The 24,804-nt window shown below is 64.2% G+C and carries 24 protein-coding genes, 1 tRNA gene and 1 pseudogene; 12 read left to right on the forward strand and 14 right to left on the reverse strand.

The features are described from left to right. Positions 1-40: 40 nt before the first annotated feature. Both GM676_RS19990 and GM676_RS19995 read right to left on the reverse strand, forming a co-directional pair. Entirely contained in the window at positions 41-2,497 is a 2,457-nt protein-coding gene (locus GM676_RS19990) for an acylase (protein WP_229262780.1), read from the reverse strand. Further along, positions 2,497-3,336 (reverse strand): hypothetical protein, encoded by an 840-nt coding sequence (locus GM676_RS19995; protein WP_155465649.1) that lies wholly within the window; start codon positions 3,334-3,336, stop codon positions 2,497-2,499. Before GM676_RS19995 ends, GM676_RS19990 begins: the two co-directional genes overlap by 1 nt. Positions 3,337-3,550: 214 nt before the next feature. Between GM676_RS19995 and GM676_RS20000 the strand changes: the two genes are divergently transcribed. Next, positions 3,551-3,841 (forward strand): hypothetical protein, encoded by a 291-nt coding sequence (locus GM676_RS20000; protein ID WP_155465650.1) that lies wholly within the window; start codon positions 3,551-3,553, stop codon positions 3,839-3,841. A 5-nt stretch (positions 3,842-3,846) separates the two neighbouring features. Here GM676_RS20000 and GM676_RS20005 read toward each other — a convergent pair whose 3' ends face one another. Further along, positions 3,847-4,020 (reverse strand): hypothetical protein, encoded by a 174-nt coding sequence (locus tag GM676_RS20005; RefSeq protein ID WP_155465651.1) that lies wholly within the window; start codon positions 4,018-4,020, stop codon positions 3,847-3,849. A 42-nt stretch (positions 4,021-4,062) separates the two neighbouring features. Next, positions 4,063-4,147 (reverse strand) — tRNA-Leu (locus tag GM676_RS20010). 113 nt (positions 4,148-4,260) lie between these two features. Here GM676_RS20010 and GM676_RS20015 point away from each other — a divergent pair. Beyond that, positions 4,261-5,130 (forward strand): DUF72 domain-containing protein, encoded by an 870-nt coding sequence (locus tag GM676_RS20015; RefSeq protein WP_155465652.1) that lies wholly within the window; start codon positions 4,261-4,263, stop codon positions 5,128-5,130. Here the strand turns inward: GM676_RS20015 and GM676_RS20020 are convergent. Continuing rightward, entirely contained in the window at positions 5,122-6,387 is a 1,266-nt protein-coding gene (locus tag GM676_RS20020) for a voltage-gated chloride channel family protein (protein ID WP_155465653.1), read from the reverse strand. The two genes, GM676_RS20015 and GM676_RS20020, sit on opposite strands and share 9 nt — an antisense overlap. Before the next feature lie 109 nt (positions 6,388-6,496). On the opposite strand from GM676_RS20020, the gene GM676_RS20025 reads away from it, so the two are divergent. After that, positions 6,497-7,018, forward strand: a complete 522-nt coding sequence (locus tag GM676_RS20025) for a hypothetical protein (protein ID WP_155465654.1) — start codon at positions 6,497-6,499, stop codon at positions 7,016-7,018. Here the strand turns inward: GM676_RS20025 and GM676_RS20030 are convergent. From GM676_RS20030 to GM676_RS20050, 5 genes are read right to left on the reverse strand one after another with little or no spacing between them, the layout of a single operon-like run. Further along, positions 7,015-8,388 carry a multicopper oxidase family protein gene (locus GM676_RS20030; RefSeq protein WP_155465655.1) on the reverse strand — a complete coding sequence of 458 codons (1,374 nt, stop codon included), beginning with the start codon at positions 8,386-8,388 and terminating at the stop codon, positions 7,015-7,017. The genes GM676_RS20025 and GM676_RS20030 overlap by 4 nt on opposite strands. Next, positions 8,385-9,767, reverse strand: coding sequence for a TolC family protein (locus tag GM676_RS20035; protein WP_155465656.1), 1,383 nt, complete (start codon positions 9,765-9,767; stop codon positions 8,385-8,387). Before GM676_RS20035 ends, GM676_RS20030 begins: the two co-directional genes overlap by 4 nt. Positions 9,768-9,827: 60 nt before the next feature. Further along, the gene (locus GM676_RS20040) at positions 9,828-10,205 is read right to left on the reverse strand and encodes a hypothetical protein (protein WP_155465657.1); all 378 of its coding nucleotides are present in this window, start codon (positions 10,203-10,205) and stop codon (positions 9,828-9,830) included. Positions 10,206-10,237: 32 nt separating this feature from the next. Then, positions 10,238-10,477 carry a hypothetical protein gene (locus tag GM676_RS20045; protein ID WP_155465658.1) on the reverse strand — a complete coding sequence of 80 codons (240 nt, stop codon included), beginning with the start codon at positions 10,475-10,477 and terminating at the stop codon, positions 10,238-10,240. Positions 10,478-10,536: 59 nt separating this feature from the next. Continuing rightward, positions 10,537-11,967: a M20/M25/M40 family metallo-hydrolase gene (locus tag GM676_RS20050; RefSeq protein ID WP_155465659.1), complete on the reverse strand. Its 1,431-nt coding sequence runs from the start codon at positions 11,965-11,967 to the stop codon at positions 10,537-10,539. 125 nt (positions 11,968-12,092) lie between these two features. Between GM676_RS20050 and GM676_RS20055 the strand changes: the two genes are divergently transcribed. The 8 genes from GM676_RS20055 (at position 12,093) to GM676_RS20090 (ending at position 21,681) form a co-directional block, all read left to right on the forward strand. After that, positions 12,093-12,659, forward strand: a complete 567-nt coding sequence (locus GM676_RS20055) for a GNAT family N-acetyltransferase (RefSeq protein WP_155465660.1) — start codon at positions 12,093-12,095, stop codon at positions 12,657-12,659. Between the two features lie 115 nt (positions 12,660-12,774). Beyond that, positions 12,775-13,182: a glycine zipper domain-containing protein gene (locus GM676_RS20060; protein WP_229262781.1), complete on the forward strand. Its 408-nt coding sequence runs from the start codon at positions 12,775-12,777 to the stop codon at positions 13,180-13,182. Between the two features lie 76 nt (positions 13,183-13,258). Next, positions 13,259-14,296: a serine/threonine-protein kinase gene (locus GM676_RS20065; RefSeq protein WP_155465662.1), complete on the forward strand. Its 1,038-nt coding sequence runs from the start codon at positions 13,259-13,261 to the stop codon at positions 14,294-14,296. 11 nt (positions 14,297-14,307) lie between these two features. Further along, positions 14,308-16,890 carry an FtsW/RodA/SpoVE family cell cycle protein gene (locus GM676_RS20070; protein ID WP_229262782.1) on the forward strand — a complete coding sequence of 861 codons (2,583 nt, stop codon included), beginning with the start codon at positions 14,308-14,310 and terminating at the stop codon, positions 16,888-16,890. A 3-nt stretch (positions 16,891-16,893) separates the two neighbouring features. Further along, positions 16,894-18,438, forward strand: coding sequence for a hypothetical protein (locus tag GM676_RS20075; RefSeq protein ID WP_155465663.1), 1,545 nt, complete (start codon positions 16,894-16,896; stop codon positions 18,436-18,438). Positions 18,439-18,444: 6 nt separating this feature from the next. Further along, entirely contained in the window at positions 18,445-18,981 is a 537-nt protein-coding gene (locus GM676_RS20080) for an SH3 domain-containing protein (RefSeq protein ID WP_155465664.1), read from the forward strand. Next, entirely contained in the window at positions 18,978-20,045 is a 1,068-nt protein-coding gene (locus tag GM676_RS20085) for a PP2C family protein-serine/threonine phosphatase (protein WP_229262783.1), read from the forward strand. Before GM676_RS20080 ends, GM676_RS20085 begins: the two co-directional genes overlap by 4 nt. 94 nt (positions 20,046-20,139) lie before the next feature. After that, the gene (locus tag GM676_RS20090; protein ID WP_155465665.1) at positions 20,140-21,681 is read left to right on the forward strand and encodes an FHA domain-containing protein; all 1,542 of its coding nucleotides are present in this window, start codon (positions 20,140-20,142) and stop codon (positions 21,679-21,681) included. A gap of 7 nt (positions 21,682-21,688) precedes the next feature. Here the strand turns inward: GM676_RS20090 and GM676_RS20095 are convergent, their stop codons facing one another. The 3 genes from GM676_RS20095 to GM676_RS20105 all read right to left on the reverse strand — a co-directional run bounded on the left by GM676_RS20095 (position 21,689) and on the right by GM676_RS20105 (position 23,333). Then, positions 21,689-22,570, reverse strand: a complete 882-nt coding sequence (locus GM676_RS20095; protein WP_155465666.1) for a pirin family protein — start codon at positions 22,568-22,570, stop codon at positions 21,689-21,691. A gap of 4 nt (positions 22,571-22,574) precedes the next feature. Beyond that, positions 22,575-22,973: an OsmC family protein gene (locus GM676_RS20100; RefSeq protein ID WP_155465667.1), complete on the reverse strand. Its 399-nt coding sequence runs from the start codon at positions 22,971-22,973 to the stop codon at positions 22,575-22,577. A 75-nt stretch (positions 22,974-23,048) separates the two neighbouring features. Beyond that, a complete protein-coding gene (locus tag GM676_RS20105; RefSeq protein ID WP_155465668.1) occupies positions 23,049-23,333 on the reverse strand; it encodes a DUF1330 domain-containing protein in 285 nt (94 codons plus the stop codon). 100 nt (positions 23,334-23,433) lie between these two features. Between GM676_RS20105 and GM676_RS20110 the strand changes: the two genes are divergently transcribed. After that, positions 23,434-24,312 carry a LysR substrate-binding domain-containing protein gene (locus tag GM676_RS20110; RefSeq protein ID WP_155465669.1) on the forward strand — a complete coding sequence of 293 codons (879 nt, stop codon included), beginning with the start codon at positions 23,434-23,436 and terminating at the stop codon, positions 24,310-24,312. 121 nt (positions 24,313-24,433) lie between these two features. On the opposite strand, the pseudogene GM676_RS32990 reads toward GM676_RS20110, so the two are convergent. Next, positions 24,434-24,718: pseudogene (locus GM676_RS32990) on the reverse strand (cellulase family glycosylhydrolase); the annotation flags it as partial. Between the last annotated feature and the right edge of the window lie 86 nt (positions 24,719-24,804).

Genomic DNA, 24,804 nt, shown 5'->3' on the forward strand with positions numbered 1-24,804 from the left:
CAGCGACTACTACAAGGTCTCCAAAGACGGCCGTGTGATGCTATCCGCCGGCTCCAAGGTCAGCGTGCTGAAACCGACGCTGTACCCGGAAGGCCTGAAGGTCAAGCTGCGTGGCGGCACGCGCACCGGTGAGTTTTTTGTGCACGATCTGGTGGCCGAGGCCTATCTGCCCAATCCGAACAAGCTGCCGGCCATCCGCCACCGCGACGGCAACGTCCGCAATAACAAGGTCGAGAACCTGCAATGGTCGAAGACCTCGCAGGTCGAGCACCCCGAGCAGGCTGAATTCCCTCAGCCCTGATTCCTCGCCTGGATGGTAGCGGCGTTCGAGGTTCTTCTCCACGTCCGCTTTGTAGAACAGCACATCCTTGAACTCACCGCGCGCGTACATCGCGGCCTGGTCGTCAAAGTGCGGCGAAGCCGGATTGCCGCTCTGGCCACCGGCCAGAATGCTGCGCGCCTTGATGCGCGGCCCAAACTCCACTGCCGCCACGAAGCTGTTGCCACGTTCGCCGTAAATGCGCTTGGTGGTCTGCTTCGAGGTCATGCCATACGCCGCCAGCGAACCCCAGTTGGCCGAGGCGAAAGCCACCGGCAGACTAGGTTTGTTGTCATCGAAAGACTGCACCACGTCGCCGGTCAAACGCTGGAAGCGATTGATCTCGCCCCACGGCGTCTGCCAGTTGCCGAAATCCTTTTCCAGCTTGGCCACGGCCCGCTCCAGCGCTTCGATGCGCTGCTGCGGCGTGATGGCGGCCTGAATGTAATCCAGCACCTGCACTTCCTTGGCCTTGGCGGCCGGCTGGTAAGTCGTCCACAGGTCCTGTGCCCAGTAGATCGCCAGCGAAGTGGCGGTCGACTCCAGCGTGTAGCGCATATCCCAGCCGCGCAGCGCGGCGATCTGCGGCGCCAGCGCGGCCTTGCGCGGATCGTCGGCCAGCAGTTCGTCGTAGGCGGAAAACAGTTGCGGCAACAGGGGCTCGAAGGCTGGCAACTGATTGTCGTAGGAGGCCGCGATCAGGCTGTCGATGGTGAAGTCCTTTTTGTTTTCCAGCACGCGCACGGCGTGGATGCCGCGCGGATTCTCGGGATTCATCGACATGTAGGCCGGATAGTCTTTCGCCTTCGGGCTGTAGGCGCCAGCGGCGGTGTATGGCCAGTTGTTGGTGTTCTGAATCCAGCCGTTCTTCGGATTGAACAGCGTGATGGTTTCCCTGACCTCGTGCAGGCCTTTCCATTCGGTGGCCGGATTGCTGCCGTCGACCGGATGCTTCCAGTCGAACCGCGGATCGCGGCGCGGGATGAAGTTCCCATGGAAGTAAGCGATATTGCCGTCGGCGTCCGCGTACACGGTGTTGTTGGACGAATTAGTGCGCAGCTCCATCGACTTATAAAAGGCCTTGTAGTTGCGGGCCTTGGTGCGGATGAAGGATTGCGTCAGCGCTTTCAAAGGCTCGTTCATCAGGCGCACGGCCACCCACTTGCCGTCCTTGGCGCGCACGATGGGACCGTGGTGGCTGTAGTAGACGCGCACCGTCTTGCTGGCCATGCCACTCACCGTCTTGTAAGGCAGCGCAATGTCCACCGCTTTCAGCGGACGCTGTTCATCGCCATATTTGTAGAAGAACTGGCCGTCCTTCTCGTTGACGGTTTCGAGATATTCGTCGATCACATCGCCGCCGCCAGACGTATGCATCCAGCCCACGCGGTCGTTAAAGCCCTGATAGACAAAGAACTGGCCCCACGTCACAGCACCATATGCGTTCAGCCCTTGTTCGCTGTGGACCTGAATCTCCGGACGGAAGTAGAACGAGGTGTGCGGATTGATCATCAGCAGCGCGCGGCCGTTCTTCGTATTCGACGGCGCAATGGCAAAGCCGTTGGAGCCGCCCGGCTCCCTGTCCATGTCGATGCGGTCGTTGGACGATAGCAGCACCGGCAGCGTGGCGCCATTGGCGTACAGCGCTTGCAACTGCTTGATGTCGATGGTTTCGATATCGCCGCCGATGCTGCCTTCGCTGAAGCTGAGCGCCATCCACGGCTCAAAGTGCGTGAGCAGCGCGGGCTTCACATCAGGATGCGTTTGCCGATAGTAGTTCAGGCCATCGGCCCAGGCGTTCATCAGCTTTTTCAGCCATGCCGGCGCGACGGCGTACTGGCGTTGCAGGTCCTGCGGATTAATGAAGAGCTTCATGCGCAGGTCTTTGTACAGCGCCTCTTCGCCCTCCACTTCCGCCAGGCGTCCCATGGCGTTGATGAAGTTAAGCTCCACGCGATGAAAGTCATCTTCGGCCTGGGCGTAGACCATGCCGAACACCGCATCGGCATCGGTCTTGCCGTAGATGTGCGGAATGCCCCACTTGTCACGCAGGATGGTGACGCGCCTGGCGGCGGCTTGCAGGCGCGCCGGCTCGTCCACTGGCGCAACGGACGCGACTGGCGCGGCCACCGCCGCGCTCATCGCCACCAGGCACGCCAAAGTGACGGGCGCGCGCATCAGGCGCTGACCAGTTCGGAAATACGGCGTTGCAGGACAGTGATCTCTTCCAGCAAAGCCGCGTTCTTTTCGCGCAGCGCGATGTTTTCGGCACGCAGCTCGGCCACGTCGGTCGGGATGTCGCCATAGTCCACTGATGGCGCGGCCTTGGGCTCTTTCGGCTCCTTGGCCGGACGCGAGGCGGCGCGCAGATCGCGCACTTCCTTGGCGGCCTTTTGCAACTCCTTCTTGCCGCCAGCCACCGCGGCCAACTGCACTTCTTCCGGCAGCGAGGCCACCGTGGCGGCCGCGTTGATCGAAATGGTGCCGGAGCGCACCGCCTCCACCAGTTCCGGCGTGGCGGTCTTCTGGATTTTCTCGATCTGGCCGAGGGTCGCGGTGCTCAGGCGGGCGGCGCGGGCGATGTCCTCGCGCGAGGCCAGCGGCATGGCGGCCGGTTTTTTCGGCGCCTCCTCGCCCTCCTGCGGCGCGATACGCGCATCCTCGGCGGCCGCTTCGGCCGCCAGCTCCAGCGCGCGCGCCGCCATGATTTCCTTCTTGCGCAACGCCAGCACGCCGCGCTGATAATCCGAAATGCTGCGGCGGCCGAGATTGTTATCGATCATCCACAGCTTGACGTCTTCCAGATTGCGGAAGCTGGTGTTTTCCGTCACCTTGAACGGAATGCCATGCTGCTGGCAGATCTGGTAACGGTTGTGGCCATCCACCAGCACGTCTTCCCACAGCACCAGCGCATCGCGGCAGCCTTCACTCAGGATGCTGCGCTCCAGCGCCTGATATTCACTCTCGGTCAGCGGCTCGATGTAAGCGCGCAGTACTTCGTTAATTTTGATCTGCATAAGTATCCTTCAAATCCGTCCAGCATTCTACTAAGGCAATTTTAAGAAAGCAAAATTACACTTCCATCCAGTCAAACGAGCTTTCTCCGCCAATTGACCAAAAGCCCCGACAGGTTCCCCGCCTGACCGGGGCTTTTTTATCCAGGTTTCAACAAAAACGCGCTAAGGCGCGTTTTTTTATGCCATGATTCGGCATTAACAATAAGGATTTGACATGGTTAACTACATCATTCGCGTTTCCTACGCAGCCCCTGACAACGATACCTTCGATCGCCTCAACGTGGAACTGGCCAAGTTCAACGTGGCTGGCGCCATCAAGGCGGACGACGGCAAGGGTTACTACCTGCCGCAAGGCGAGTACTGCTACAGCGGCAACGAAACCATCAACGAAGTGCGCGATGCCGTGTTCCGCCTGTCCAGCACCATCCAGTCCGAGCCGCAAGTGCTGGTGGTGGAAGTGACCACGCTGTCGTGGGCCGGCTTCAAGCTGGTGGAAGGTACCTGAGAAAATTAGCGGCGTGCCTTGGCGGCGGCCTTGATGTCCGCGCAGGACATCGGCTTGCCGTTCCGGGCCGCCTCCGCCTCCAGCTGCTGGCAGCCGCTGTAGTTATGCCAGAACACCAGCACATAGCCGGCCACGCCCAACACCACGGCGACCATTGCCAAGGCAATGATGAGTTTCACGGTTTTTTCGGAAGCCATTTTTTCTGAAGAGAATTGAGCAGGTGGTGCTCCGAGCCGGAATCGAACCGGCACGCCTTGCGGCGGCAGATTTTAAGTCTGCAGTGTCTACCAATTTCACCATCGGAGCCCACACAAGCCCAATATTATGCCATGAACCAGCCGTAACTGCCAGACAACTATCGAATCCGGCGCCATGATCAAGCGTGCCTCGCACCGGGCGCGATTTGGCTATAGTCGGTCATGGGTAAAATTTTCATCGGCATCTCCGGTTGGCGCTACAAGCCATGGCGTGGCGTGTTTTATCCGCCGGACCTTGCGCAGTCGCGCGAACTGGCGTTTGCGGCGCGCGCAGTGCCGACCATTGAGCTCAATGGTTCCTTCTATTCGCTACAGCGGCCATCCAGTTACGCCGCGTGGTACGAGGCCACGCCGGACGGTTTCGTGTTCAGCCACAAAGGCAACCGCTACCTGACGCACATCCTGCGGCTGGGCGGCGAGATTGGCCCGGCGCTGGCGAATGTGATGGCGTCCGGCGTGTTCAACCTGCGCGAGAAGCTGGGGCCTTTCCTGTGGCAGCTGCCGCCGAATTTTCGTTTTGATGCGGCGCGGCTGGAGCATTTCGTCCGCCTGCTGCCGCGCGACCTGCGACAGGCGCAGGTGCTGGCCCGGCAGCATGAGCCGCGCATGAACGGCCGCGTTGCACTCGACATCGGCGCCAATCACAAAATGCGCCACGCGCTGGAAGTACGTCACGAGAGTTTCAACGATCCGGCTTTTGTGGCCTTGCTGCGCAAGTACAAGGTGGCGCTGGTGGTGGCCGACAGCGCCGGCAAATGGCCTGATTACGAAGACGTCACCGCCAGCTTCATGTATCTGCGCCTGCACGGCGCGGAAGAACTGTACGCCAGCGGCTACAACGACGCGGCGCTGGACCACTGGGCCGCGCGCATCAAGGCCTGGGCCGGAGGCGGCCAGCCACCGGACGCCAGGCTGATTTCGCAGGAAGCCCCGCCGCATCGCGCCAGCCGCGATATCTACTGCTACTTCGATAACGACATCAAGGTACACGCCCCCTTCGACGCCCAGCGGCTGATGGCGCGCTTACGCTGAAGGCGGCTTGCGGTCGCGCGCCACCGGCGGCAGCCGATGCTTGAGCGTACCGACGCGCTGTGCGCGATAAATGCCGCTATGGCCCGAAAACAGATAGGCCACCACACAAGCCAATGCCGCGTAAGGCCCGATCTGCGGCCCGAATAATTCGATCGCCATGATGGTGGAGGCCAGCGGCGTATTGGCGGCGCCCGCGAACACCGCCACAAAGCCCAGCCCCGCCAGCAACGCAAACGGCAGATGCAGCAACGGCGCCAGTGCATTGCCCAGCGTCGCGCCGATATAGAACAACGGCGTCACCTCGCCCCCCTTGAAACCGCTGCCCAGCGAGCCCACCGTGAAGACAAACTTGCCCAGAAAGTCCCATGGCGCCACCGGTCGCTGAAACGCCTCCACGATCACCGGAATGCCAAGACCGATATAGCGCGTGCCCAGCCACCACACGGCCAGCGCCACCACCACGCCGCCCAGCATCGGCCGCAACGGCGCGTAGCTGATGTGGCGCTTCATGAAAGCCGAAGCGGCATGCGTGGATTTGGCAAAGGCCATGCCCACCAGCCCGAACACCAGGCCAGCCACCAGCACCGCGGCCACGCTCCAGAAAGTAATCGGCACGATGCCGCTGATGGCGTAATGCGTGTGGTGCACGCCCCAGGCCATGCCGACCTGGTCGGCGGCGATGGCGGCGACCATGCACGGAAAGATGGCGTCGTAGCGCATGCGGCCGATGGCAAGCACTTCCAGCCCGAAGATGGCGCCGGCCAGCGGTGTGCCGAAGACCGAAGCGAAACCGGCGCTGATCCCGGCCATCAGCACGATGCGGCGCTCGGCGTGGCGCAGGCGGAAGATGTGAGTCAGTTGATCGGCCAGCGTGCCGCCCATCTGCACCGCCGTGCCCTCGCGGCCGACCGAGGCGCCGAACCAGTGCGACACCACGGTGCCGATCAGCACCAGCGGCGCCATGCGCAGCGGCACGACGTTTTTCGGGTCGTGGATTTCGTCGATGAGCAGGTTGTTGCCCGCCTCCACACTGCTGCCGAGCTTGAGATAAACCCAGCCGACCGCGAAGCCAGCCAACGGCAGCAACCAGATGATCCATGGATGCGTTTCGCGCCAGTTGGTGGCGTAATCCAGCGCAAACAGGAACAAGGCCGACGCGGTGCCGCTCAGCACCGCCACCAGCCCGGCGAGCAGGGTCCACTTGCCGATATACGGCAGCAAGGCGATTTGTTCCGGGGGGCGCGATAGTTTTCTCATCAGCATCGGATACTAACAAATCCCATGAGATGGATCAAATCTCAAGCAGATAGGTCTAACACCTTATCAGCCCGCCATTGCGCCAGCTGCTCGACAGGAGGACGATTTCATGATGGAAGAACGCGTAGCAAAACTGGAAGCAACAAGCGAGCGCCACGCCGCCGCGCTCGCTGCACTGGAGAACGAAATGAACAATCGAGCCCATCAACTCGAACCCGAACTGAGTAATAATCACCTGGACCGTCGCATCACCGAATTTCGCGAGGATGTCAATCGGCGCTTCACCGAAATGCACGAGCAGACCGACCAACGGTTCATGGAAATTCTGGAGCAAACCAACCGACGGTTTACGGAAATGCAAGTGCAAACCGACCGACGGTTTACGGAAATACAAGTGCAAACCGACCGACGTTTTCAGGAGATGCACGACTACACCGAGCGACGATTCACGGAAATGCGAGAGGACTCAAATCTGCGTTTCGATCAGGTGCACAAGCGCTTTGACCGGATGGAAACCTCCATTGACAATATGCGTCACGAATTGCAGACCTTCACCCGTTGGATGACAGCCAGCCAGATTACCGTTGTGCTGGCCATTGTAGCGCTGGCTGCCAAAACCTTCCTCGGTTAATGATGGTGGTGCATGTCCCCGTCGCGCTTCACGTCCATGGCTTCTGACGGCTTGGACGGCGGCGCGCCCGGCGCGCGCGGGGCGGCGGGGAGTTCACCGGTCCACTCGCGCGCCACCGTGCCTTGCGGATGCTTATACCAGCCCGGGTCCTTGTAGTCATTCCGCGCCAGCCCTTCCCTCACCTTCACCACCGTGAACATGCCGCCCATTTCCAGGCCGCCGAACTGCCCCTCGCCCATCATCATCGGCAGCGTGTTTTCAGGCAGCGGCATCTGCATGCCGCCCATCGAACCGCCCTTGTCGCCCATGACCATATAGCCCGGCACCAGATTATTGATTTTCTGCGCCACGCCACTGTGATCGACGCCAATCATGTTCGGCACGTCATGCCCCATCGCGTTCATAGTGTGATGCGATTTGTGGCAGTGGAAGGCCCAGTCGCCCGGTTCGTCGGCGATAAACTCGATCGCCCGCATCTGGCCAACCGCGATATCGGTGGTCACCTCCGGCCAGCGCGCAGACGGCCGCACCCAGCCACCATCGGTGCCTGTCACCTCAAACATATGACCGTGCAAATGGATAGGATGATTGGTCATGGTCAGGTTGCCGGCGCGGATACGTACCCGGTCATTCCTGCGCACCACCATGGGATCAATGCCGGGGAAAGCGCGGCTGTTGAAGGTCCAGAGGTTAAAGTCGGTCATGGTATTGACCTTGGGCGTGTAGCTGCCCGGCTCAATGTCGTAGGAGTTCAGCAGGAATACGAAATCGCGATCCACCGCATGCAGCTTGGGATCACGCGGATGCGTGACCCAGAAGCCCATCATGCCCATCGCCATCTGCGCCATCTCGTCCGCATGCGGGTGGTACATGAAAGTGCCGGCGTTCTTCGCCACGAATTCATACACAAAGGTCTTGCCCGGCGCGATGCCAGGCTGGGTCAGGCCGGTCACACCGTCCATGCCGTTCGGCAGGCGCTGTCCATGCCAATGCACGCTGGTGTGCTCCGGCAGCTTGTTGGTGACGAAAATGCGCACACGGTCGCCCTCCACCACCTCGATGGTCGGGCCGGGACTCTGGCCGTTGTAGCCCCACAGATTGGCCGTCATGCCGGGCGCGATCTCGCGCACCACCGGCTCGGCCACAAGATGGAACTCCTTGACGCCATCCTTCATCCGCCACGGCAGCGTCCAGCCATTCAGCGTCACCACTGGATTATAGGGACGGCCATTCGGTGGCGGCAGCGGCCCTTGCGTGGCGGCCGACGATTGCAGCGGCGCCTCCGGCAGCGTCGCCGCGCCAGCTTTCGTCACCATGCCGGCGCCGATCAAGGTGGCCGCGCCGCTCAAAAACGATCTGCGGGTGGTCATGGTTGTACTCCTTTATTCGATGGCAGACGGCCGCCCAGCGCGGCCTCCAGATTGGCTTGCGCGGTCCAGTAGTCTTTCAACGCGCCGATGTAGCCGCTGACGGCGGTGGCTTGTTCACGCGCGTCGGCCAGCAGCTCGAAGACGCTCATCAGCATGCCGTTGTAGCGCAACAGGGTTTGATCGGAAATCTGCTTGCGCAGCGGGACCACGTTGTCGCGGTAGTGGCGCGCCAGATCGTAGGAGGCGCGGTAGTCGGCATAGCTTTCACGCGCCTCGCTGCGCGCGTCAACCGCCGCTTGCGCCAGCAGATTCACCGATTGCATATACGTCGCCTCCGCCCGCGCGACGCGTGCCGAGCCCCAGTCGAACAGCGGAATCTCCAGCGACAACTCATAGCCGCGCGTCTTCACGCCGCCTTCGGAATTGCGCACCGCGCCCAGATCGAGCACATTGATGAAGCGCGTGGTGCGCGTCAGTCCCAGCGTGGATGCGGTTTGTTCGGTATCCAGTCTGGCGGCTTGAATGTCCAGCCGTTCGTTGACGGCGGTTTGCTCGACATCCGCCAGCTCGCGCGGCGCCGCTGGCAAATCGGGCAGATGGTCCGGCAAGCGGTAAGACGCCGCCTGCTCGCCGCTCAGGCCCAGCAAGCGAGTCAGCTTCTCGCGCGCGGCGACGGCGGCTTTCTGCGCGTGCACCGCGTCGGCCAAGGCCTGCGCGTGATACGCCTGTTCGCGCGCCAGATCCAACGCGCTCCAGTTGCCGGCCTTGCGCATGCGCCCTGCCAGCTCGGCGCCCGCTTGCGCCGAAGCTTCCACCTGTCTGGCGTAGTCGGCGATCTGCGCCGCCGCGACGGCGTCCACCCACGCGCGGCGCGTATCGGCGGCCACCTTCAACGCCTCATTCGCCGCCAGCAGTTTGGTTTGCTCAAAGCGGCGGCCCTCGATACGGCTGGCCATCGGCGCGGTGATCAAGCCGATCAGATTAAAGGTCAGCGTACGTTCGATGCCGACTTCACCACCGCCATGGCTGCGCTTAAAGTCCAGCACCGGATTTTGCAGGCGGCCGGCCTGCACCAGATCCGCTTCCGCCACGCCCAGCGACCAGTAGCTGGCTTGCAGTCCGCGGTTGTTGAGCAGCGCGATTTGCACCGCATCGTCGGCGGCCAGCGGCTGCTCCAGTTTCTTGCCGATGACGGCGGCCAAAGCGCGCGCATCGTCTTGGTTGCGTGGCAGGCGGCCGGCGACGCTGGCGCTGACGCCGGTGCGCTGTTCGCTGATGCCGGCGGCGGCGCTGAAACCGCCATCGCCGGACAGCGCCGCGCAACCGCTGAGCAGCAGCACCAAGCCGGCGCTGCCCGCGAGTTTATACAGACAATTCATGTCCTCTACCTCAAAAAATCGTTAGGGAATACCCAGCCCGCGGACGGAGCTTGGGTGTGATCAGGCGTGGCGGCCTTGAGGGGGACGTTCGGGATGGGCCAGGTCGACCGCAGGGAGGAAATCGGCATAGAAAGCCGCAACGCCGGCCGATGGCAGCAGCGGCGTGGGAATCGCCAGCGCCAGCAAAGGCGCGGCGGCGGCACAGCACGCGGAGCCGCTGCACTTCATGTTGTTATGCGGAGAGGATTTGTCGCCATGGCCGGCTTGCGCCGCCAGCATGGCCGCGTGATCGTGCGGGCCGGATGGCATGGCCATGGCCACAGCCGTCCCCGTGGTCGCCGGAGCGACGCACAATTGCATCTGCGCGGCGGCATACCCTTGGTACGGGAGCGCCAGCAGCATCAGCCAAACGACGAAGGATCGGAGCAGAACGGTCATGGCGGCTATGTTATCACAAGCCGTGATGTCGTTCAGGCCAGCCTTGTCGTCGGGTTGGCGATGATGTTATCGACCTGGATACACGCCTCGTTGCGGGCGGCGGCCAGCGCCTCATCCTCGGTGGCGCGCACGAATTGCATCGTGGCGCCCTCGAAGATTTCCTCGCCGGCGGCGGTCACCCGCGCCAGGTCACAACTGGCCGTCCATTTGTGATCCGTGGTCGGCAACGCGGTCGGGATGATAGCCCAGCCCTTGTAATGAAGCTTGTCCATGATGGCCTCCTTACTCTGGCTTTCAGCATACCACCATTGGCGCAGGGCTGCCGCCCGCTTTATTCCTGTTCTGGCGGAACGCGGCCGATGTTCTCATCCATATTGGCCAGATACCAGGTCAGCGAGGTCATGACGGCGACGTGGCGCTTCAACTCCAGCGGATTGACCTTGTCCAGCGTGTCGGCCGGCGTGTGGTGGTAGTTGAAGTAGAAACTGGAATCGACCAGTGGTTCGAATACCGGCACGCCAGCGCGCTCCAGCGGGCCGGTATCGGCGGCGCCGGCGATGTCATGACGCTCGAAGATGCCGGCGCCGATCGGCTCCAGCGCGGTTTTCAGTGGTGCGAAGTACTTCACCATTGGCGGCGTCACGCTGCCGATGAAGCCAAACGGACGGCCGCCGCCGCTGTCGGATTCAATCGCGGCAAAGTGCTTGTCCAGCTTATCCTGGTTGGCGTCGAAGTAGGCCTTGCCGCCACGGGTGCCGTTTTCCTCGTTCATCCAGGCGATCACGCGGATGGTGCGGCGCGGCTTGAGGTTGAGCTTTTTCAGGGTGTCGATCACCGCCATGGCGCCGGCCACGCCAGTGCCGTCGTCGTGCGCGCCGGTGGCCAGGTCCCAGGAATCGAGGTGGCCGGAGACGATCACCACTTCATCCGCCTTGTCGGTGCCCGGCAGGTCGGCGATGACGTTGTAGCTGTCCGCGTCCGGCAGGGTTTGCGGGGTCAGGGTCAGGTGCATTTTCAGCAGGCCGCGCGCCGACAGGCGGCTCATCAGCATCGCATCTTCCGCCGTCACGGCGGCGGCGGGAATGCGGTTTTCCGCCACCACGCCGGTGGCGCCGGTGTGGGCGATGCGGTAATTGGCGCCGCCGACCGAACGCACCAGCGCCGCCGCCGCGCCCATGTCCGCCGCCACTTTAGGACCGGCGAAACGGAAGCCGGCGCCGTGGCCATAGGCCGGGCCGGCGTGGCCGCGGTCCGCCATCTCCTGGTCGAAGGCGACGTCGAACAGCACGATGCTGCCCTTGACCTGCGCGGCTTTGGCTTTCAACTCATCGAAACTGCGCACGATGACCACCGGCGCGGTCAGGCCGGCAGCCGGGGTGGCGCCGGAACCGCCAAGGGCGGTCAGCACCACTTTCTGCGTGATGCCGGCCGGGCGGCCGGTGTACTCCACCAGTTCCGCCGATTCGGCGCCGCGCACCCAGTGCGGCACTTTGACCGGTTGCAGCGTGACCGTCGCGCCAATCTTGCGCATGGCGGCCGCCACCTGTTCCACCGCCGCAGCGGCGCCCACGGAGCCGGACAAACGCGGCCCCACCAGATCGGTCAGGTCGGCCAGGCGCTCGTAAGCCCAGTCGCTCTTCATTGCGCTGTCGCGGATCTGGCCCAGGGTGGCTGGGTCGTTGGGAGCGGCGCCGGCGCCGACACACAGCAGGCTGGTGGCCAGCACGGTCAGCGACATGGATTTCTGGTAGAGGGATTTCATGCGGTTCCTGTACAGATGAGTGAGTAGCCGGAAACGATAACCGATCGTGATGATCTTGTCATCCATATTGATTTGCTATCGAGGTTGCACTACCATGAAACTTCAACTTTCAGAAGAAAGCGCCTATGCTCAAGGGTCAACTCTGCACCGTACGCCACCTGGTGACCGCCGATCTGAACACCTTCATCGCGCTGGCCAACGACCTGCCCTCGCGCGGCGACTATTTTTCCACGCACTTCAAATCGCCGGAAACCATGCGCAGGGAGTTCATGCAGAACGGCTTCGTGACCGAGGACAGTGAACTGTTTGTGATCGAGGACGCGCAACACCATGTGATCGGCGTGATCACCCACTTCAAAAGCCGCACCCCGGTCTCGCGCGAAATCGGCTACCGTCTGTTGGAGCCGAAACTGACCGGGCGTGGATATGTAACAGAGGCCTGCAAGCTGCTGGTCGATTACCTGTTCAACGTTCACCCCTACCACCGGCTGGAATTATTGACCGCCCCGGAGAACGTGGCCTCGGTGCGCGTGGCGCAAAAATGCGGCTTTCAGGCCGAAGGCACGCTGCGCCAATCCTTCTTCATCAATGGCCGTTACCAGGACGTGACGGTATTCAGCCTGCTGCGCCCAGAGTGGGAAGCACAACGTCTCCAAATGTTACAAGCCATTACCGGCAAGGGCGGTTTGTAAGCATGTGTATAAGACGTGGCGCGAATTTTTCAGGGGTTTATAGTGGAGTCACTGGCTAGCGAATCATTCCGGTTCAGGCCACAGCAAGGGGATTACCATGTTGAGCAAAAAATTAATGGGTGTAGCGTTACTGACCGTAGCAGCAGTATCGTCGTCGGCATACGCAGGCGACCGTGATTTCAACACGGTGGCCGGGGCTGTGGTCGGCGCCGCGATCGGCAACAGCGCCGGTGGCCGCGACGGCGCCATTGTCGGCGGCCTGGTTGGCGCGGCGGTGGGCAACAGCATCCGCACCTCGGATGACCGCTACTACCGCGGCCGTGACCGTGGCTATGTCGAGACCCGCGTCTACTCGCAGCCTGCGCCGGTGTACTACGAGCGTCCGGCTCCGGTCTACTACGCGCCGCCGGTACGCTACTACGAACCGCCCCCACGGGTGGTGTACGTTGAACCGGCCCGCCCGTACTATCGCGAGGAACGCTGGGAACGCCGTCACTACCGTCACGATCGCTGGGATCGTTAATCTTCCAGCCACAGAGCCCCGAATTTTTCGGGGCTTTTTTTCGTCCCTCCGCTAGGTGTCTGCGACGGGGGATACTATGACGACAGCAGACGCAATCATCGCTTTGGAACTCGGCCATTACCGGCTGCGCGAGCAGATCGGCGGATCGGCCTACGGCATCATCTGGCGCGCCAGCGGGCCGCAGGCAACGCGCGATGTGGCCATCAAATTAATCAATCAGGAGCAGATGGCGCGCGCCCTGCCCGCCCAGCGGGAACGCTGGATCGCCAGCGCCAATAACGAAATCGCATTCTTGCAATCATTGGAGCCGTGGGACGAGCGGCATATCGTGCGCCTGCTGGACAGCGGCTGGCACGAAGGATTGCCGGTGCTGGCGCTGGAGCTGATGGGCTCCGATCTGGGCAAGCACATGGTGGCGTTGAAAGGCCGGGGCGAGACGGTGCCGCTGCCGCAAGTTCTGGGCTGGATCGCGCAGATCAATCAGGCGCTGGCCAAGGTGCACCAATATGGCTGGCGGTATCTGGACCTGAAACCGGCCAATGTGCTGCTCGATCCGCATCTGAACACCGTCAAGCTGGCCGATTTCGGCACCAACCGCGCGTTGGGCAGCCTGCAAGCGCATTCGTACGCCGGCACCGCCAACTGGCAGGCGCCGGAGCAATTTTTTCCGGCCGATGGCGGCGGCTACGCCACCGGCGCGCGCAGCGATTACTTTTCGCTGGGCGCACTGCTGTATTTTCTGGTGACGGGCGGTCTGCCGCTGCGGTTTTGCAGCGATTGCGGACAGGCTTATCGTGAACATCATGTCGCCGGAGCCGACCTGCTGCGCGGGCGTAATGGCGGCGAGATTCCAACGGCGCTGCGGCCGCAGGAAGAGGAGCGCTTTGCCGCCGCCATCCCCGCCGGCCAGCGCGATGCGGCACTGGATCTGTTGCGCGCACTGCTGCATATCGATCCCGCCAAGCGTCCGCGCCACGCCATCCAGATCAGCCGCATGCTGAACGCGATACAGGGCGTCAAGCCGGCGCGCGATGCGTTTGACGCCGTCAATCCGATCCACGGCATGCGCCGCCCGACGGCGCTCAACGGCTGGCAAACCGTGCGGGAGGCATGATGGCAATCGCGATGAAACGCCCTGCCCAGCCACGCCGACTGGTGCCGCGCCCCACGCCGGCCGAACACACCGCTGCCGCGCTGCGCATGCTGACCATGGCTGCGGCCCGCAACAGCGCTCTCGCTTTGGTGCTGGTTCTGCTGGCCGGACTATGTGCGCTGCAAGCGTGGGCGCTGCTGCGCGCCCCGGAGGCGTGGTCGCCTGTCGCGATCACGGTCAGGCTGGCGGCCGGTGACAGCATCACGCTCGGCCAGCGCGAATTGGCCGCGCCGCAGACGGATCGCAACCATCTGGCGCTGCGCCGGGATGCGAATGGCGGCTGGTGGGTGCGCAATCTCAGTACCACGCGCCAGCTGGTGCTGCTGCGCGATGGCAGCGAGCAGCGCCTCGGCGCCACGCCGCTGCAAGGCCTGCAAGGTTTCCAGATCGATGGCGCAGTGTTTGATATGCACTCTGCCGACGCGCGCCGGGTGAGCTTCACGCGCAATGGGCATACATGGCTTTACGATGGTGCGACCTTGTATCGCGATGGCCGCGCGCAGGCCAACTGCCCTGAATCGCGGCTGGCATCCAAAGCGCTGTCAGCGTGGAATCGCGCCGTGCCCCTGGCGCTGACGATCGCGCGGCCGCTGGCATTCGGCGGCAATCTCTATTGCGATAACCGGCTGGGGCTTGAGCAGGTGACCGCCGGCGCGGCCACGATCTCCCGCGTAAACAGCCGCTTGCAGCTGTCCGCCGCCAATCCGGATGGCGACCGCGCCGCCGTGCTGGCGGGGCAAACGGATTTGCGCAGGCAGGAAGCTGCGCTGAGCGGCGTGAATGCCATCATGGTGGGCCATACGCGCTTGCAACTGACGGCCAGTGGAGACCAGTTGACCATGCAGCCATCCCGCCACGTCAAGCTTTACAGCGAACCGGAATTGAAGCTGCCGGCGCAAGTCAGCTGGCAATGGCAGCAACGCACGTTGTGGAGCGGGGGGAATGCTCACGCTATCTGGATCGCCCTTGCCGTGTCGGCAGCGATGCTGGCCGCCAGCGTGATTGCCCGCGGGGCTGCCGCGGCGCGGGTGCAAGGCGCCTCTGCTGGCGGCGTGGCCGGGGCGCAGACCGCTGCTGCGCGGACGACGGAAGGCGCCACGACGGGCGGCATGACCAAATCGCAGGTCATTGCGGCACGGGCGGCTCAAGTCGCGTCGGCTCGCGGCATGGCAGGACGGCAGCTCGGCGGATCGTGGGCGGGCGGGGTGGCGATGGTCGCCGGCGTGGTCGCGGCGGTCGGCATGCTGCTGGCGGGCCTTGTCGCGCTGATCGCACAGCGATCGGGCTACGCACCAAGTGCGGCGTGTTCGCTGCTGTTGGGTGCCTGCGCGCTGCTGTTGTGGCTTGCGCTGCCGGGCCGCCTGACGCTGGCGACTGGGGCCGGTGTGGTCCTATTGGCCATCGGCCTGCTGGCGCAACTGGAACTTGGACTCGGCGCGCCGGAGTCGTCCTGGCTGCGCTACTATCAGAAATCCGCCGCCATGCTGGCCATCGGCGCCGGCCTTGGTGGCCTGCTGCGCACGTGGGCACAACATCAGGCGGCGCGTGGTATGCAGCTCCAGCAGCGCAGCATCGAATGGATACTCGCGCTGTTCGCCGCAGTGGCCCTGGCCGCGCTGGCCGCGCAAGTCCTGTGGGGCGACGAAACCGGCGTCTTCGACCTGCAACCGGTGGAGCTGGCCAAACTCGCGCTGACCGCCCTCACCGCCCATTGTCTCGCCCTGCGCTTCAACTGGCACAACGGCCCGCAACGGCTGGTCGACCACGGCGCACGCTGGCTGCAACTGATCGCACCCGCCCTGCTGTTCCTGGCCCTGCTCGGCCTCGCGCTGGTGCAGGTGGACGACTTCTCGCCGCTGATCCTGTTGCTGGTCTGGAGTACCGGCATGGGCCTGGCCTACGCCATCGCCGCCAGCAACCGCGTGCTGGCCGCCGTGCTGCTGAGCGGTGCGCTGCTCGCCGTGGGCGTCGTCGCCTACTTGCGCATCGTCGGCACCGACGATCTGATACGCTGGGGCTTTTACGCCGACCGCTTCCTGGTGTGGCTCAATCCCGCCGAACACCCGCATACCGGCCAACAACTGCTACAGGGCGCGCGCGCCATCGGTGACGGAGGCTGGACCGGCGCCGATCACTGGCTCGGCCTGCGCTCCCTCGGCCAAAGCGCCGGCAACGTGGCGCAGATTCCCGCCGTGCAGGACGACTTTGCCGCTTCCTTCTTCCTCAACCGCCACGGCCTGCTGGGCGGGCTGCTGCTGTGGGCCGTGCAGGCAGCCTTCCTGATTGGGATCGTGCTGACCGCGATGCACGCCTATCGCAAGGGCGCCGGCGCGCGCAACTTTCGCCATGCGTGGCTGGGCCGCTTTCGCTACTTCACACTGTGCGGCGGCGGCGCGTTCGTGCTGGGCCACTTCCTGCTTTCGTGGGGCACCAACCTGGCGATCTTCCCCATCATGGGCCAGCCGATGAGCTTTTTGTCGGCCGGCGGCAGCCATCTGCTGTTTTTCCTCTGCCCCCTGCTTACCTTCTGTGCGATATCTTCCGAAGGAGTTTGAATCATGCCGACCTATGTCCAACATGCCGTCCTGGGACGCATTCCCGATGTATTCAACGCCGAAGCGATCTGGCAGACGCCGGGCCTGGCGCTGTTCTCGCGTCGTCCGCTGCTGCGCGACCTGCTGGAGCGCAGCCCGCGCGAGCACCGTGGCCGTGCCGCCACGCGCTGCTTCTCGCACGTGACGCTATTGCTGCCGCAGGAAGATGTCGATGACGATTACCACCTCACACGCGGCGCCCGCGCCCGCGATCTGGCACAGACACTGACCGCCTTGCATCAGAAGGACTTCGGCGATTTGCTGGGCAGCGATCAGGTGCGCTATGACGTGCTGGGCGACGCCACCCTGGCGCCGGGCGAGATCGAGGTCAAGTTCGGCCATGCGGTGTATCTGCCGGCGGCGGATGAGAAAATTCTCTACAACGTCAGCGTGTCGCGCGACAGCGCGATCTGGCATGCTGTGTGCCCGATCTATCCGAACCAGCGTTTGGCATTGATCGGCGGCGAAGGCGGTGAAGCCAGCGCGGTCGCGCAGGGCTGGCCGTTCGGCCCGGACGCCGCCGTGCTGGTACTGAACGACGGTCCCGACGCGCCGCCAGTGGTGCAGATGCGCCCCAAGGATGCCTTCGAGTGCCGCTACGACCCACGCGGCGGCTATTACACCATCAAATCGCTGCGTGAACCGCAGGGCGGCCAACGGCTGCTGCTGAAAATCGCCCGCACCGGCGCAGCGCCGGCAGCGTCCACCGCACCGCAAGGCAGCCCCGCCGTCTGGCAAAGCCGCGCCGCCGGCAGCGAGAACACGAATGTGCGCGCCGGCGCCGGGCCTATCGACCTGACCGCCGTGCCAGCCGCCGCCAGCCACAAGCCCGTCACCCGCCCCGGCGAGAGCGACGCCACCTACGCGCCGGTATCGCAGCAGCGCGTCAGCCTGGTGGCGCTGGCCTTGCCGCGCCTGAGCCGCTACCGCGACACCGGCGCGCAAGCGCTGGAGCTACCCTTCGACCACGCGCTATCGTTGTCCGCCGACGCCAGGCCGGCCATCATCCTGACGGCCGACGCCAACGACCACCTGTACGCCTGCACCGCCGAAGGCCGCCAGCGCATCGAAGTTCCCGCCTCCCTCGCGCCGGTCGACACGCGCACCCTGCGCCTGCTGCCCGCCGCGCCGGAAATGGCGGACCGCTACAGCGCCGTGGTCTGCCTTGCCCAGCCGGTGAGCAGCGGCGTCGCCAGCGGCGCGCGCTTCACTTTCGGCCGCAACTCGGCCATGCTGGCGGCATTGCGCGTGCTGGACTCGCCACGCTTCCTCAAGCGCGGCGACGGCACCATCGCCGCCAGCGCGGACCGCATCGGCCTGTCGCGCAACGCTTTCAGCTTTGAAGCCACCAGCAAGGGCTACGCCATCGGCCGCCTGAGCGCCACCCAAGCGCTCTATCATCTGGACGACAAACTGCAATTCGTCGCCAGCGTGGGCGATGCGCCCTACCTGCTGCCGCACGGGCACCATCTGGTGGCCGGCCACTACGTGCTGCGCTTCGAGGCCTGAGCCATCATGGATGCGCTCCGACTTCACGCCGTTGCGGCTTTCGCCGCAGGCCTCATCATCACGCTGTTCCTGGCCGCGTACCTGACGCCACGCGGCTGGTGGCGACGGCCCAACGCGCGCGCGCTGTTCATCATGGTGGCCGGCGCGTGGGGCTTCGGCAGCCTGATTTTGTACGCCGCCCATGCCGCGGCATCGGGTGGCGACCACCTCGCTCAGGCCTCGCCCGGCACAAGCCCGGCCGGGCCACCCCCGCCGCAAGCGGCCCTGCCGGCAGGCGCCGTTGGCGGCGGCACGCTGGCGCCTGGCGATATCGCGGGCAGCGCCGCAGCCACAGCGGGTCGCGCCTTCCGCGTCCACCGTGATTTGAACCTGCGCGCCGCGCCCGGCGTGCACGCCGCGCGCGTCGGCGTGGTGCCGGCCGGGGCCATCGTCACACCCACCGGCGTCCATGATGGCGACTGGTGGCAAATCAAAGCCACCATCGGCCACAGCGAGCAAACCGGCTGGGCCAGCAGCCTGTGGCTACGCCGGAGCGGTGAATGACCACCACCGCCGGCGTTTTCTCGGCTAAGCTGTGGCCTTTCGCATCCCGCGCGCCCGCGCCTGCCCCGATGACCCGCATCACCGACCAACTGAACTTCGGCCCCGCACTGGACATCGCTGCCCGCAGCGCCGCCAGCATCAGCAAACTGCAAATGCCTGAGAATCAGGACAACCTGCTGCTCATCGACGCCGACGGCCGCGCCGTCCTGCTGCGCGACCAGACGCCGCAAACCACTACGCTTGGCGACTGGCCGCGAGGCCACGTGCGGCTGGCGGTGCTGGACGGCATGGGCGGCCACGGTCATGGCCGCGAGGCCGCCGAAGCCGTCGCCACCGGCCTGCTGCGCGTTCCCGCCTGCACCACGCCGGAACAACTGAACGCACACCTCGACCAGCTGCATCACCAATTGCAAGCGCGCTTCAGCCGCCCCGACGACCAGGACACCTTCCGCCGCCCCGGCACCACGCTCACGCTGCTGGAAATCCCATCCGGCCAGGCGCCGATGCTATTCCACGCCGGCGATTCGCGCCTGTACGAAATCACCGCCCACGACGCCCATCCACTGACTGTGGACCACGTCCCCGCCACCGCCTTCGCCATGCACGGCATGCTGGGTGAGGACGAATGGTGGCAGCAGGTGCACGGCGAACACCGCGCGCAAATCTCGCAGGCCTACATCCTCGGCAACGCCTTCGCCAACCCGCAGATCCTCGACAACGCCCTGCTGCCGCTGGACGCGACCAATCTGCCACCGTTCCTGCGTCAACTGGCGGACCGCCGCGTCATCGCCACGCGCGCCGACGCCACCTACCTGTTGGCGACCGACGGCTTCTGGTCCAGCGCCCGGCCGCAGAGCTGGGTCCAGCGCTGGCCATCGCTGCTGCACACCAGCAGCGCCGCCACAGCCTTGGACGCCCTGTTCAGCGACTACGCGCAAAATCCCCCACCCCAGCTCCACATCGACAACCTGAGCGCCATCGTGATCCGCTTTCGCGCCGCGCCGGAGAGCGGCAATGTTGACGAAACGGCACTGCCGACCGCACCAATTCCGTCGCATTTTTGAAAAGCGCACAGACCAGGCGCAAAAGCGGTTGCAAAGTTTGCCAAACAGAGTGAAAACCGCATAAACTGACGGGTATCCCATCGGTCGGTTTGTCATGAAAAAATGCAGTAATGCCCAGCACCCGCATTGCACTTATTGGGTCTTACCGGGAGCGCAAACTTGCGAAGGCGGCCACGCCCAAGCAGAGCCTTCCAGCTTCGCCCTGCTGACTGCCTTGCGCACCTCCCGTGCAGCCTCGCCGGCCACGGTGCTGGATGCCGTCCCTGCTGTTGAATCGCATACCGCGGCACAAACCGCCAACTACGCCCGTCCCCTGCAACGCGCCCATGCCGAACGTCCGCAACTGCACATCAGCGGCTTCGACCCGCGCGCCGCCGGCGGCCGCCAGACCTTGAAGATGGAACTGCGCGGCATGCCGGAAGCCTGCGCGCCGCAACTGACGCTGCAACTGCAATCGGACCTGATCCCTCACGGCGCCTCGCGCCAGCACTTCGTGCGCGCGGTTGGCGGCGAGTGGCGCCCGGTGTTCGTTGAGTTTTCCTCGCGCGGCAAGGAGCATGGCCAGTACCAGATCAGCATCGAGCTGCTGAGCCAACACGCCGGCATGGCCGCGCGTAAATGGGTCTGCACCTTCGTCATCCTGGTGCCGCGCCTGGACGCCACGCTGACCGAGATCCACCGCATCTTCCTCAGCACCCACAAGAACGTGCGGGTGATGGCGGACGACGCCTCGATCGCCCGCGTCAGCGCGCAAGGCGGCGACAGTCTCGATATCGACGTCACCGCGCGCAACGCAGGCATCGCGCATCTGGATTTGAACGCCCCGGCCGGCAAGGTAGACCTGGGCTTCACCACCATCGCGTGGGACGAGGACCTGATCGAGATCGACATGCCGCAGGCGGCCGCGCTGCATCCGCATCCAAGTGCCGCAGCCTCGCTGGTGAACGCCGCGCCGGAAGCCGGCGCGCAGCGCCAGATCCGCCTGTTCGCCATGGACGAATGCGTGATCGGCCGCTTTGAACTGGTCGATCCTGAATCGAATGTGCTGCTGACCCACTACACGGCCGATGGCCAGGACACCAATGGCCTGACGCGCCGCCTGTCCGGACGCCATGCGGTCATCCGCCGCTCCGGCCTGGGGTTTGAAATTGAAGACGTCTCGCGCTACGGCATCCTGCTGGATGGGGTCTGGCCGGGCAAGCACAAGCCGACCGCGCTGCGGCTCGGCATGCGCATCGAATTCAGCGCCAGCATCAAGGGGATCGTGACCCTGTCGGTATCGGCCATCATGCCGCACGGTGTGATCCTGCACCGCGTGGACCATGGCGCCAATGCCGAAAGCTTCTACCTGCTGGCGCCGGAAACGCATCCGGGCTATCCGGTCAAATCCTTCGCCGCCGCACCGCATGCGGCCGCGCTGCCGCTGCTGTTCCACCGCGATGGCGGCTTCTGGCACCTCGACCAGCTGACCGGCAAGGAAACCGCGCTGGCGCCGAGCGTCTCGCTGGATAAGCTGAGCCGCGTGCCGCGCCACACCCGCTTCGCCAGCGATCCATATCCGGAACACTGGATCATCCGCACCGGCGCCAACGACTTGTACAGCACCGTGGCGGCGAACGCCATGTCCACCGCCTGATTGCCGCTTAAGCGACCGGCTTCTTTGCCGGCAAAGGGATCCACTCGGTTTCGCCCGGCACTTTAGGGAAGCGCTGCGCCTCCCAGTCCTCGCCCGCCTGCACGATGCGTTCCTTGCTCGACGAGACAAAGTTCCACGACATGTAGCGATGGCCATCCAGCGGCTCGCCGCCGATGATCACAAAGCGCGCATCGCTATTGGCTTTCACGCGGCGCGTGTCGGCGGTGTTCAGCAGCGCCATGTTGTGCAGTTCCAGCCCTGCGCCGTCGACTTCCAGCTCGCCACTGATCGGGTAGATGGCCGCTTCGGCCGGCAGGCCGTTCAGCGCCAACTCGTGACCTGGCTTGAGGGCGATGTCCAGATACAGCGTCTGGCTGTAGGTCTGTACCGGCGAGGTCTGGCCGAAGGCGGAGCCGATCAGCACACGGATATCGGCGCCGTCCACCGCCAGTTCAGGGATGGCGCTGGATGGCGTGTGGCAGAAGCCCGGCTCCGTTTCCTCATGCGCCACCGGCAGCGCGGCCCACAGCTGCAAGCCGTGCGTCCGGTGTGGCACGCCCACCAGATCTTTGGGCGTACGCTCCGAGTGCACAATGCCGCGCCCCGCCGTCATCCAGTTGATGGCGCCCGGCTCGATGCGCTGATAAGTGCCGAGCGAATCGCGGTGGTCCATCGCGCCTTCAAACAAATAAGTCACTGTGGCGAGGCCGATGTGCGGGTGTGGGCGCACGTCGTGGTCTGCGTCCGCAGGCACATCCACCGGACCGAAATGGTCGAAGAAAACGAATGGGCCGACGGCCTGCTTGACCGCGGACGGCAGGTAGCGGCGCACCACAAAGCCGCCGCCCAGATCTTTCTCGTGGCCCTTCAACAGATTGGAGATGGTCATGGTCTTATCCCAGCACGGTGGTCACTTCGGTGGTCACGGACGTCATCAGCTTGTGGATCGGGCATTTCTGCGCGGCGGCCAGCAGCTCGGCGCGCTGGGCCTCGGTCAGATCGCCGGTGACGTGCAGGGTGGCGGTCAGGCGGTAGATGCCCTGGCGCTCCTCGCTGGCGTCGCGTTCCATGCTCACTTCCACGTGCTCCAGCGGGATGTTCTTGCGCTTGGCGAACCAGACCACGGTCAAAGCCTTGCAGGCGCTCAGCGCCGCGTCGTACAGATCGTGCGGCGACGGGCCGGCGTCGTTGCCGCCCTCTTCCACCGAGCCGTCGGTGGAGATAATGTGATTGCGCACATGGACGATGTGGCGCATCGGCAGGGATTGATCACGCAGGGCTTTGATAGTCATTCGGTGTTCCTTGTGGCGGTTGAATCAGAACCGACAATGTACACCGAATGACGGGGTTGCGCTTCTACTAAAAGACTACGCGCCAACCAGCACCATCGAGAAATCGGCGCCGCCCTGGCGCAGTTCCTTGAGGCGGGCGTGTTCGGGATCGGCGTACCAGGCTTGCGCGTGGGCGGCGGACGGGAATTCGATCACCACCATCACCTCCGGCAGCACGGGCGCGCCCTCCATCGCCTGCGGCGGCGTTTTCGCCATCAGCTTGCCGCCATGTTTCGCCGTCAGCGCCGGCATGTGGGCGCCATATTCCTTCTGCCATTCCGTGCTGCGCAGGGTTGCGTATCCGATTGCGTATGCTGCCATGATGAGCTCCTTGTGTATGTGTGTGACTTCATTATCATCACAATCCATTTGTACATAAATACGCTAGAATTTCACTCACCCCTAATAATTAGTTTCGAATATGAGCGACAAGCTACGCAGCATGGAAGTATTCGTGGCCGCTGCCACAGCGGGCAGCTTTGCGGCCGCGGCGCAAGCGCTGGAGATATCGGCGGTCATGGTCGGCAAGCATGTACAGGCGCTGGAACAGCAGCTGGGCGCGCGCCTGATCGAGCGCAGCACGTGGCGGCAGACCCTGACCGAGATCGGCGCCGCCTATCTGGAGCGTTGCCGCGACGTACTGGCCAGCGTGGCCGCCGCCGACCACGTGGCGGAAAACCTGCGCGCCGAACCGCAGGGTAGCCTGCGCATCTCGGCGCCGGCCACGTATGGCGAACAGCGGCTCACGCCTGTCATCGCGGCCTACGCGGCGCGCTATCCCAAGGTGCGTGTCGAGCTGGTGCTGAGCAACCGCGTGATCGACATGGCGGAGGAAGGCGTGGACGTGACCATCCGCTCCGGCCCCATCGCCGATACCACGCTGATCGCCCGGCCACTGCAACCTGGGCGCGTGCTGGTGGCGGCCAGTCCGGCGTATTTGAAAAAGCACGGCACGCCGCGACATCCATCGGACCTTGAGCGACACAACTGCCTGGTGTTTGCAGGCGCTGGCGCCACCTGGCGCTTCCAGCGCGGAGAAGAAAAAGTGGAAGTCAGCGCGCGCGGCACGCTGGTCAGCAATACCGGCGCCTCGCTGGTGGTGGCCGCCATCGCCGGCATGGGCGTGGTGATGCAAGCGGATGTGCTGATGGAGCCCGCTCTCAAAGCCGGCCAACTGGTGCGGTTGCTGCCGAAATGGGAGCTACCGTCGCGCGCCATGCACATCCTGCGCCGTCCGGAGGCGCGGCCCTCGGCCAAAGTGCGCAGCTTTGTCGACTTTGCGCTGGAGCGCCTGGGCTAGCGCGGGCGTCTAGTATTTCGCGCAGCAGCTTGCCGGAGTCGGTCAGGTCAGCATCTGTCCACGGCCCTGTGCTGGATGCGCCAGGCTTGAACAGCGAAGCGGCTTCCTTCTTGTCGCTGGCAGCCCACTGCACGTTACTCAAGCGATGCTGGCGCAAATAATCCTGCCAGCGCAACGTTTCCTCGCGATCGACCGCACCATTGCCCTCCGCGCTGACCGAACCCCACTCGGTAACGAACAACGGCGCGCCCTGCTTCATCGCGGCATCCGCCTTGTCGCGCAAATACTGCTTGTGCGAGGCGGCGTAGAAGTGCAGCGAATACGCCAGATTGCGGCCATGCAGCGGATCAGCCGCCGCCACATCGGATTGTGTCCCCAGGCGTGGTGTATGAGATGTGATTCTCAAGGGGCTGGGTCCCCGGTCAGTTAATCACGGCGGAGAGCCGTGCGGCCTGATTGTCGCTCAAGCTTTGCAATCCTTCAAGCTGCATG

The organism is Duganella radicis (assembly GCF_009720825.1).
GTDB classification, from domain to species: Bacteria; Pseudomonadota; Gammaproteobacteria; order Burkholderiales; family Burkholderiaceae_D; genus Rugamonas; species Rugamonas radicis.

Bases quoted from the DNA above. Each gene is read 5' to 3' on its own strand.
- GM676_RS20090 (WP_155465665.1), top strand. From the start codon at position 20,140: ATGAAAAAATGCAGTAATGCCCAGCACCCGCATTGCACTTATTGGGTC.
- GM676_RS20025 (WP_155465654.1), top strand. From the start codon at position 6,497: ATGATGGAAGAACGCGTAGCAAAACTGGAAGCAACAAGCGAGCGCCAC.
- GM676_RS20000 (WP_155465650.1), top strand. From the start codon at position 3,551: ATGGTTAACTACATCATTCGCGTTTCCTACGCAGCCCCTGACAACGAT.
- GM676_RS20020 (WP_155465653.1), bottom strand. From the start codon at position 6,387: ATGAGAAAACTATCGCGCCCCCCGGAACAAATCGCCTTGCTGCCGTAT.
- GM676_RS20100 (WP_155465667.1), bottom strand. From the start codon at position 22,973: ATGACTATCAAAGCCCTGCGTGATCAATCCCTGCCGATGCGCCACATC.
- GM676_RS20040 (WP_155465657.1), bottom strand. From the start codon at position 10,205: ATGACCGTTCTGCTCCGATCCTTCGTCGTTTGGCTGATGCTGCTGGCG.
- GM676_RS20095 (WP_155465666.1), bottom strand. From the start codon at position 22,570: ATGACCATCTCCAATCTGTTGAAGGGCCACGAGAAAGATCTGGGCGGC.
- GM676_RS20060 (WP_229262781.1), top strand. From the start codon at position 12,775: ATGGGTGTAGCGTTACTGACCGTAGCAGCAGTATCGTCGTCGGCATAC.
- GM676_RS20085 (WP_229262783.1), top strand. From the start codon at position 18,978: ATGACCACCACCGCCGGCGTTTTCTCGGCTAAGCTGTGGCCTTTCGCA.
- GM676_RS20110 (WP_155465669.1), top strand. From the start codon at position 23,434: ATGAGCGACAAGCTACGCAGCATGGAAGTATTCGTGGCCGCTGCCACA.
- GM676_RS20050 (WP_155465659.1), bottom strand. From the start codon at position 11,967: ATGAAATCCCTCTACCAGAAATCCATGTCGCTGACCGTGCTGGCCACC.
- GM676_RS19995 (WP_155465649.1), bottom strand. From the start codon at position 3,336: ATGCAGATCAAAATTAACGAAGTACTGCGCGCTTACATCGAGCCGCTG.
- GM676_RS20065 (WP_155465662.1), top strand. From the start codon at position 13,259: ATGACGACAGCAGACGCAATCATCGCTTTGGAACTCGGCCATTACCGG.
- GM676_RS19990 (WP_229262780.1), bottom strand. From the start codon at position 2,497: ATGCGCGCGCCCGTCACTTTGGCGTGCCTGGTGGCGATGAGCGCGGCG.
- GM676_RS20070 (WP_229262782.1), top strand. From the start codon at position 14,308: ATGAAACGCCCTGCCCAGCCACGCCGACTGGTGCCGCGCCCCACGCCG.
- GM676_RS20075 (WP_155465663.1), top strand. From the start codon at position 16,894: ATGCCGACCTATGTCCAACATGCCGTCCTGGGACGCATTCCCGATGTA.
- GM676_RS20080 (WP_155465664.1), top strand. From the start codon at position 18,445: ATGGATGCGCTCCGACTTCACGCCGTTGCGGCTTTCGCCGCAGGCCTC.
- GM676_RS20030 (WP_155465655.1), bottom strand. From the start codon at position 8,388: ATGACCACCCGCAGATCGTTTTTGAGCGGCGCGGCCACCTTGATCGGC.
- GM676_RS20015 (WP_155465652.1), top strand. From the start codon at position 4,261: ATGGGTAAAATTTTCATCGGCATCTCCGGTTGGCGCTACAAGCCATGG.
- GM676_RS20045 (WP_155465658.1), bottom strand. From the start codon at position 10,477: ATGGACAAGCTTCATTACAAGGGCTGGGCTATCATCCCGACCGCGTTG.
- GM676_RS20105 (WP_155465668.1), bottom strand. From the start codon at position 23,333: ATGGCAGCATACGCAATCGGATACGCAACCCTGCGCAGCACGGAATGG.
- GM676_RS20055 (WP_155465660.1), top strand. From the start codon at position 12,093: ATGCTCAAGGGTCAACTCTGCACCGTACGCCACCTGGTGACCGCCGAT.
- GM676_RS20035 (WP_155465656.1), bottom strand. From the start codon at position 9,767: ATGAATTGTCTGTATAAACTCGCGGGCAGCGCCGGCTTGGTGCTGCTG.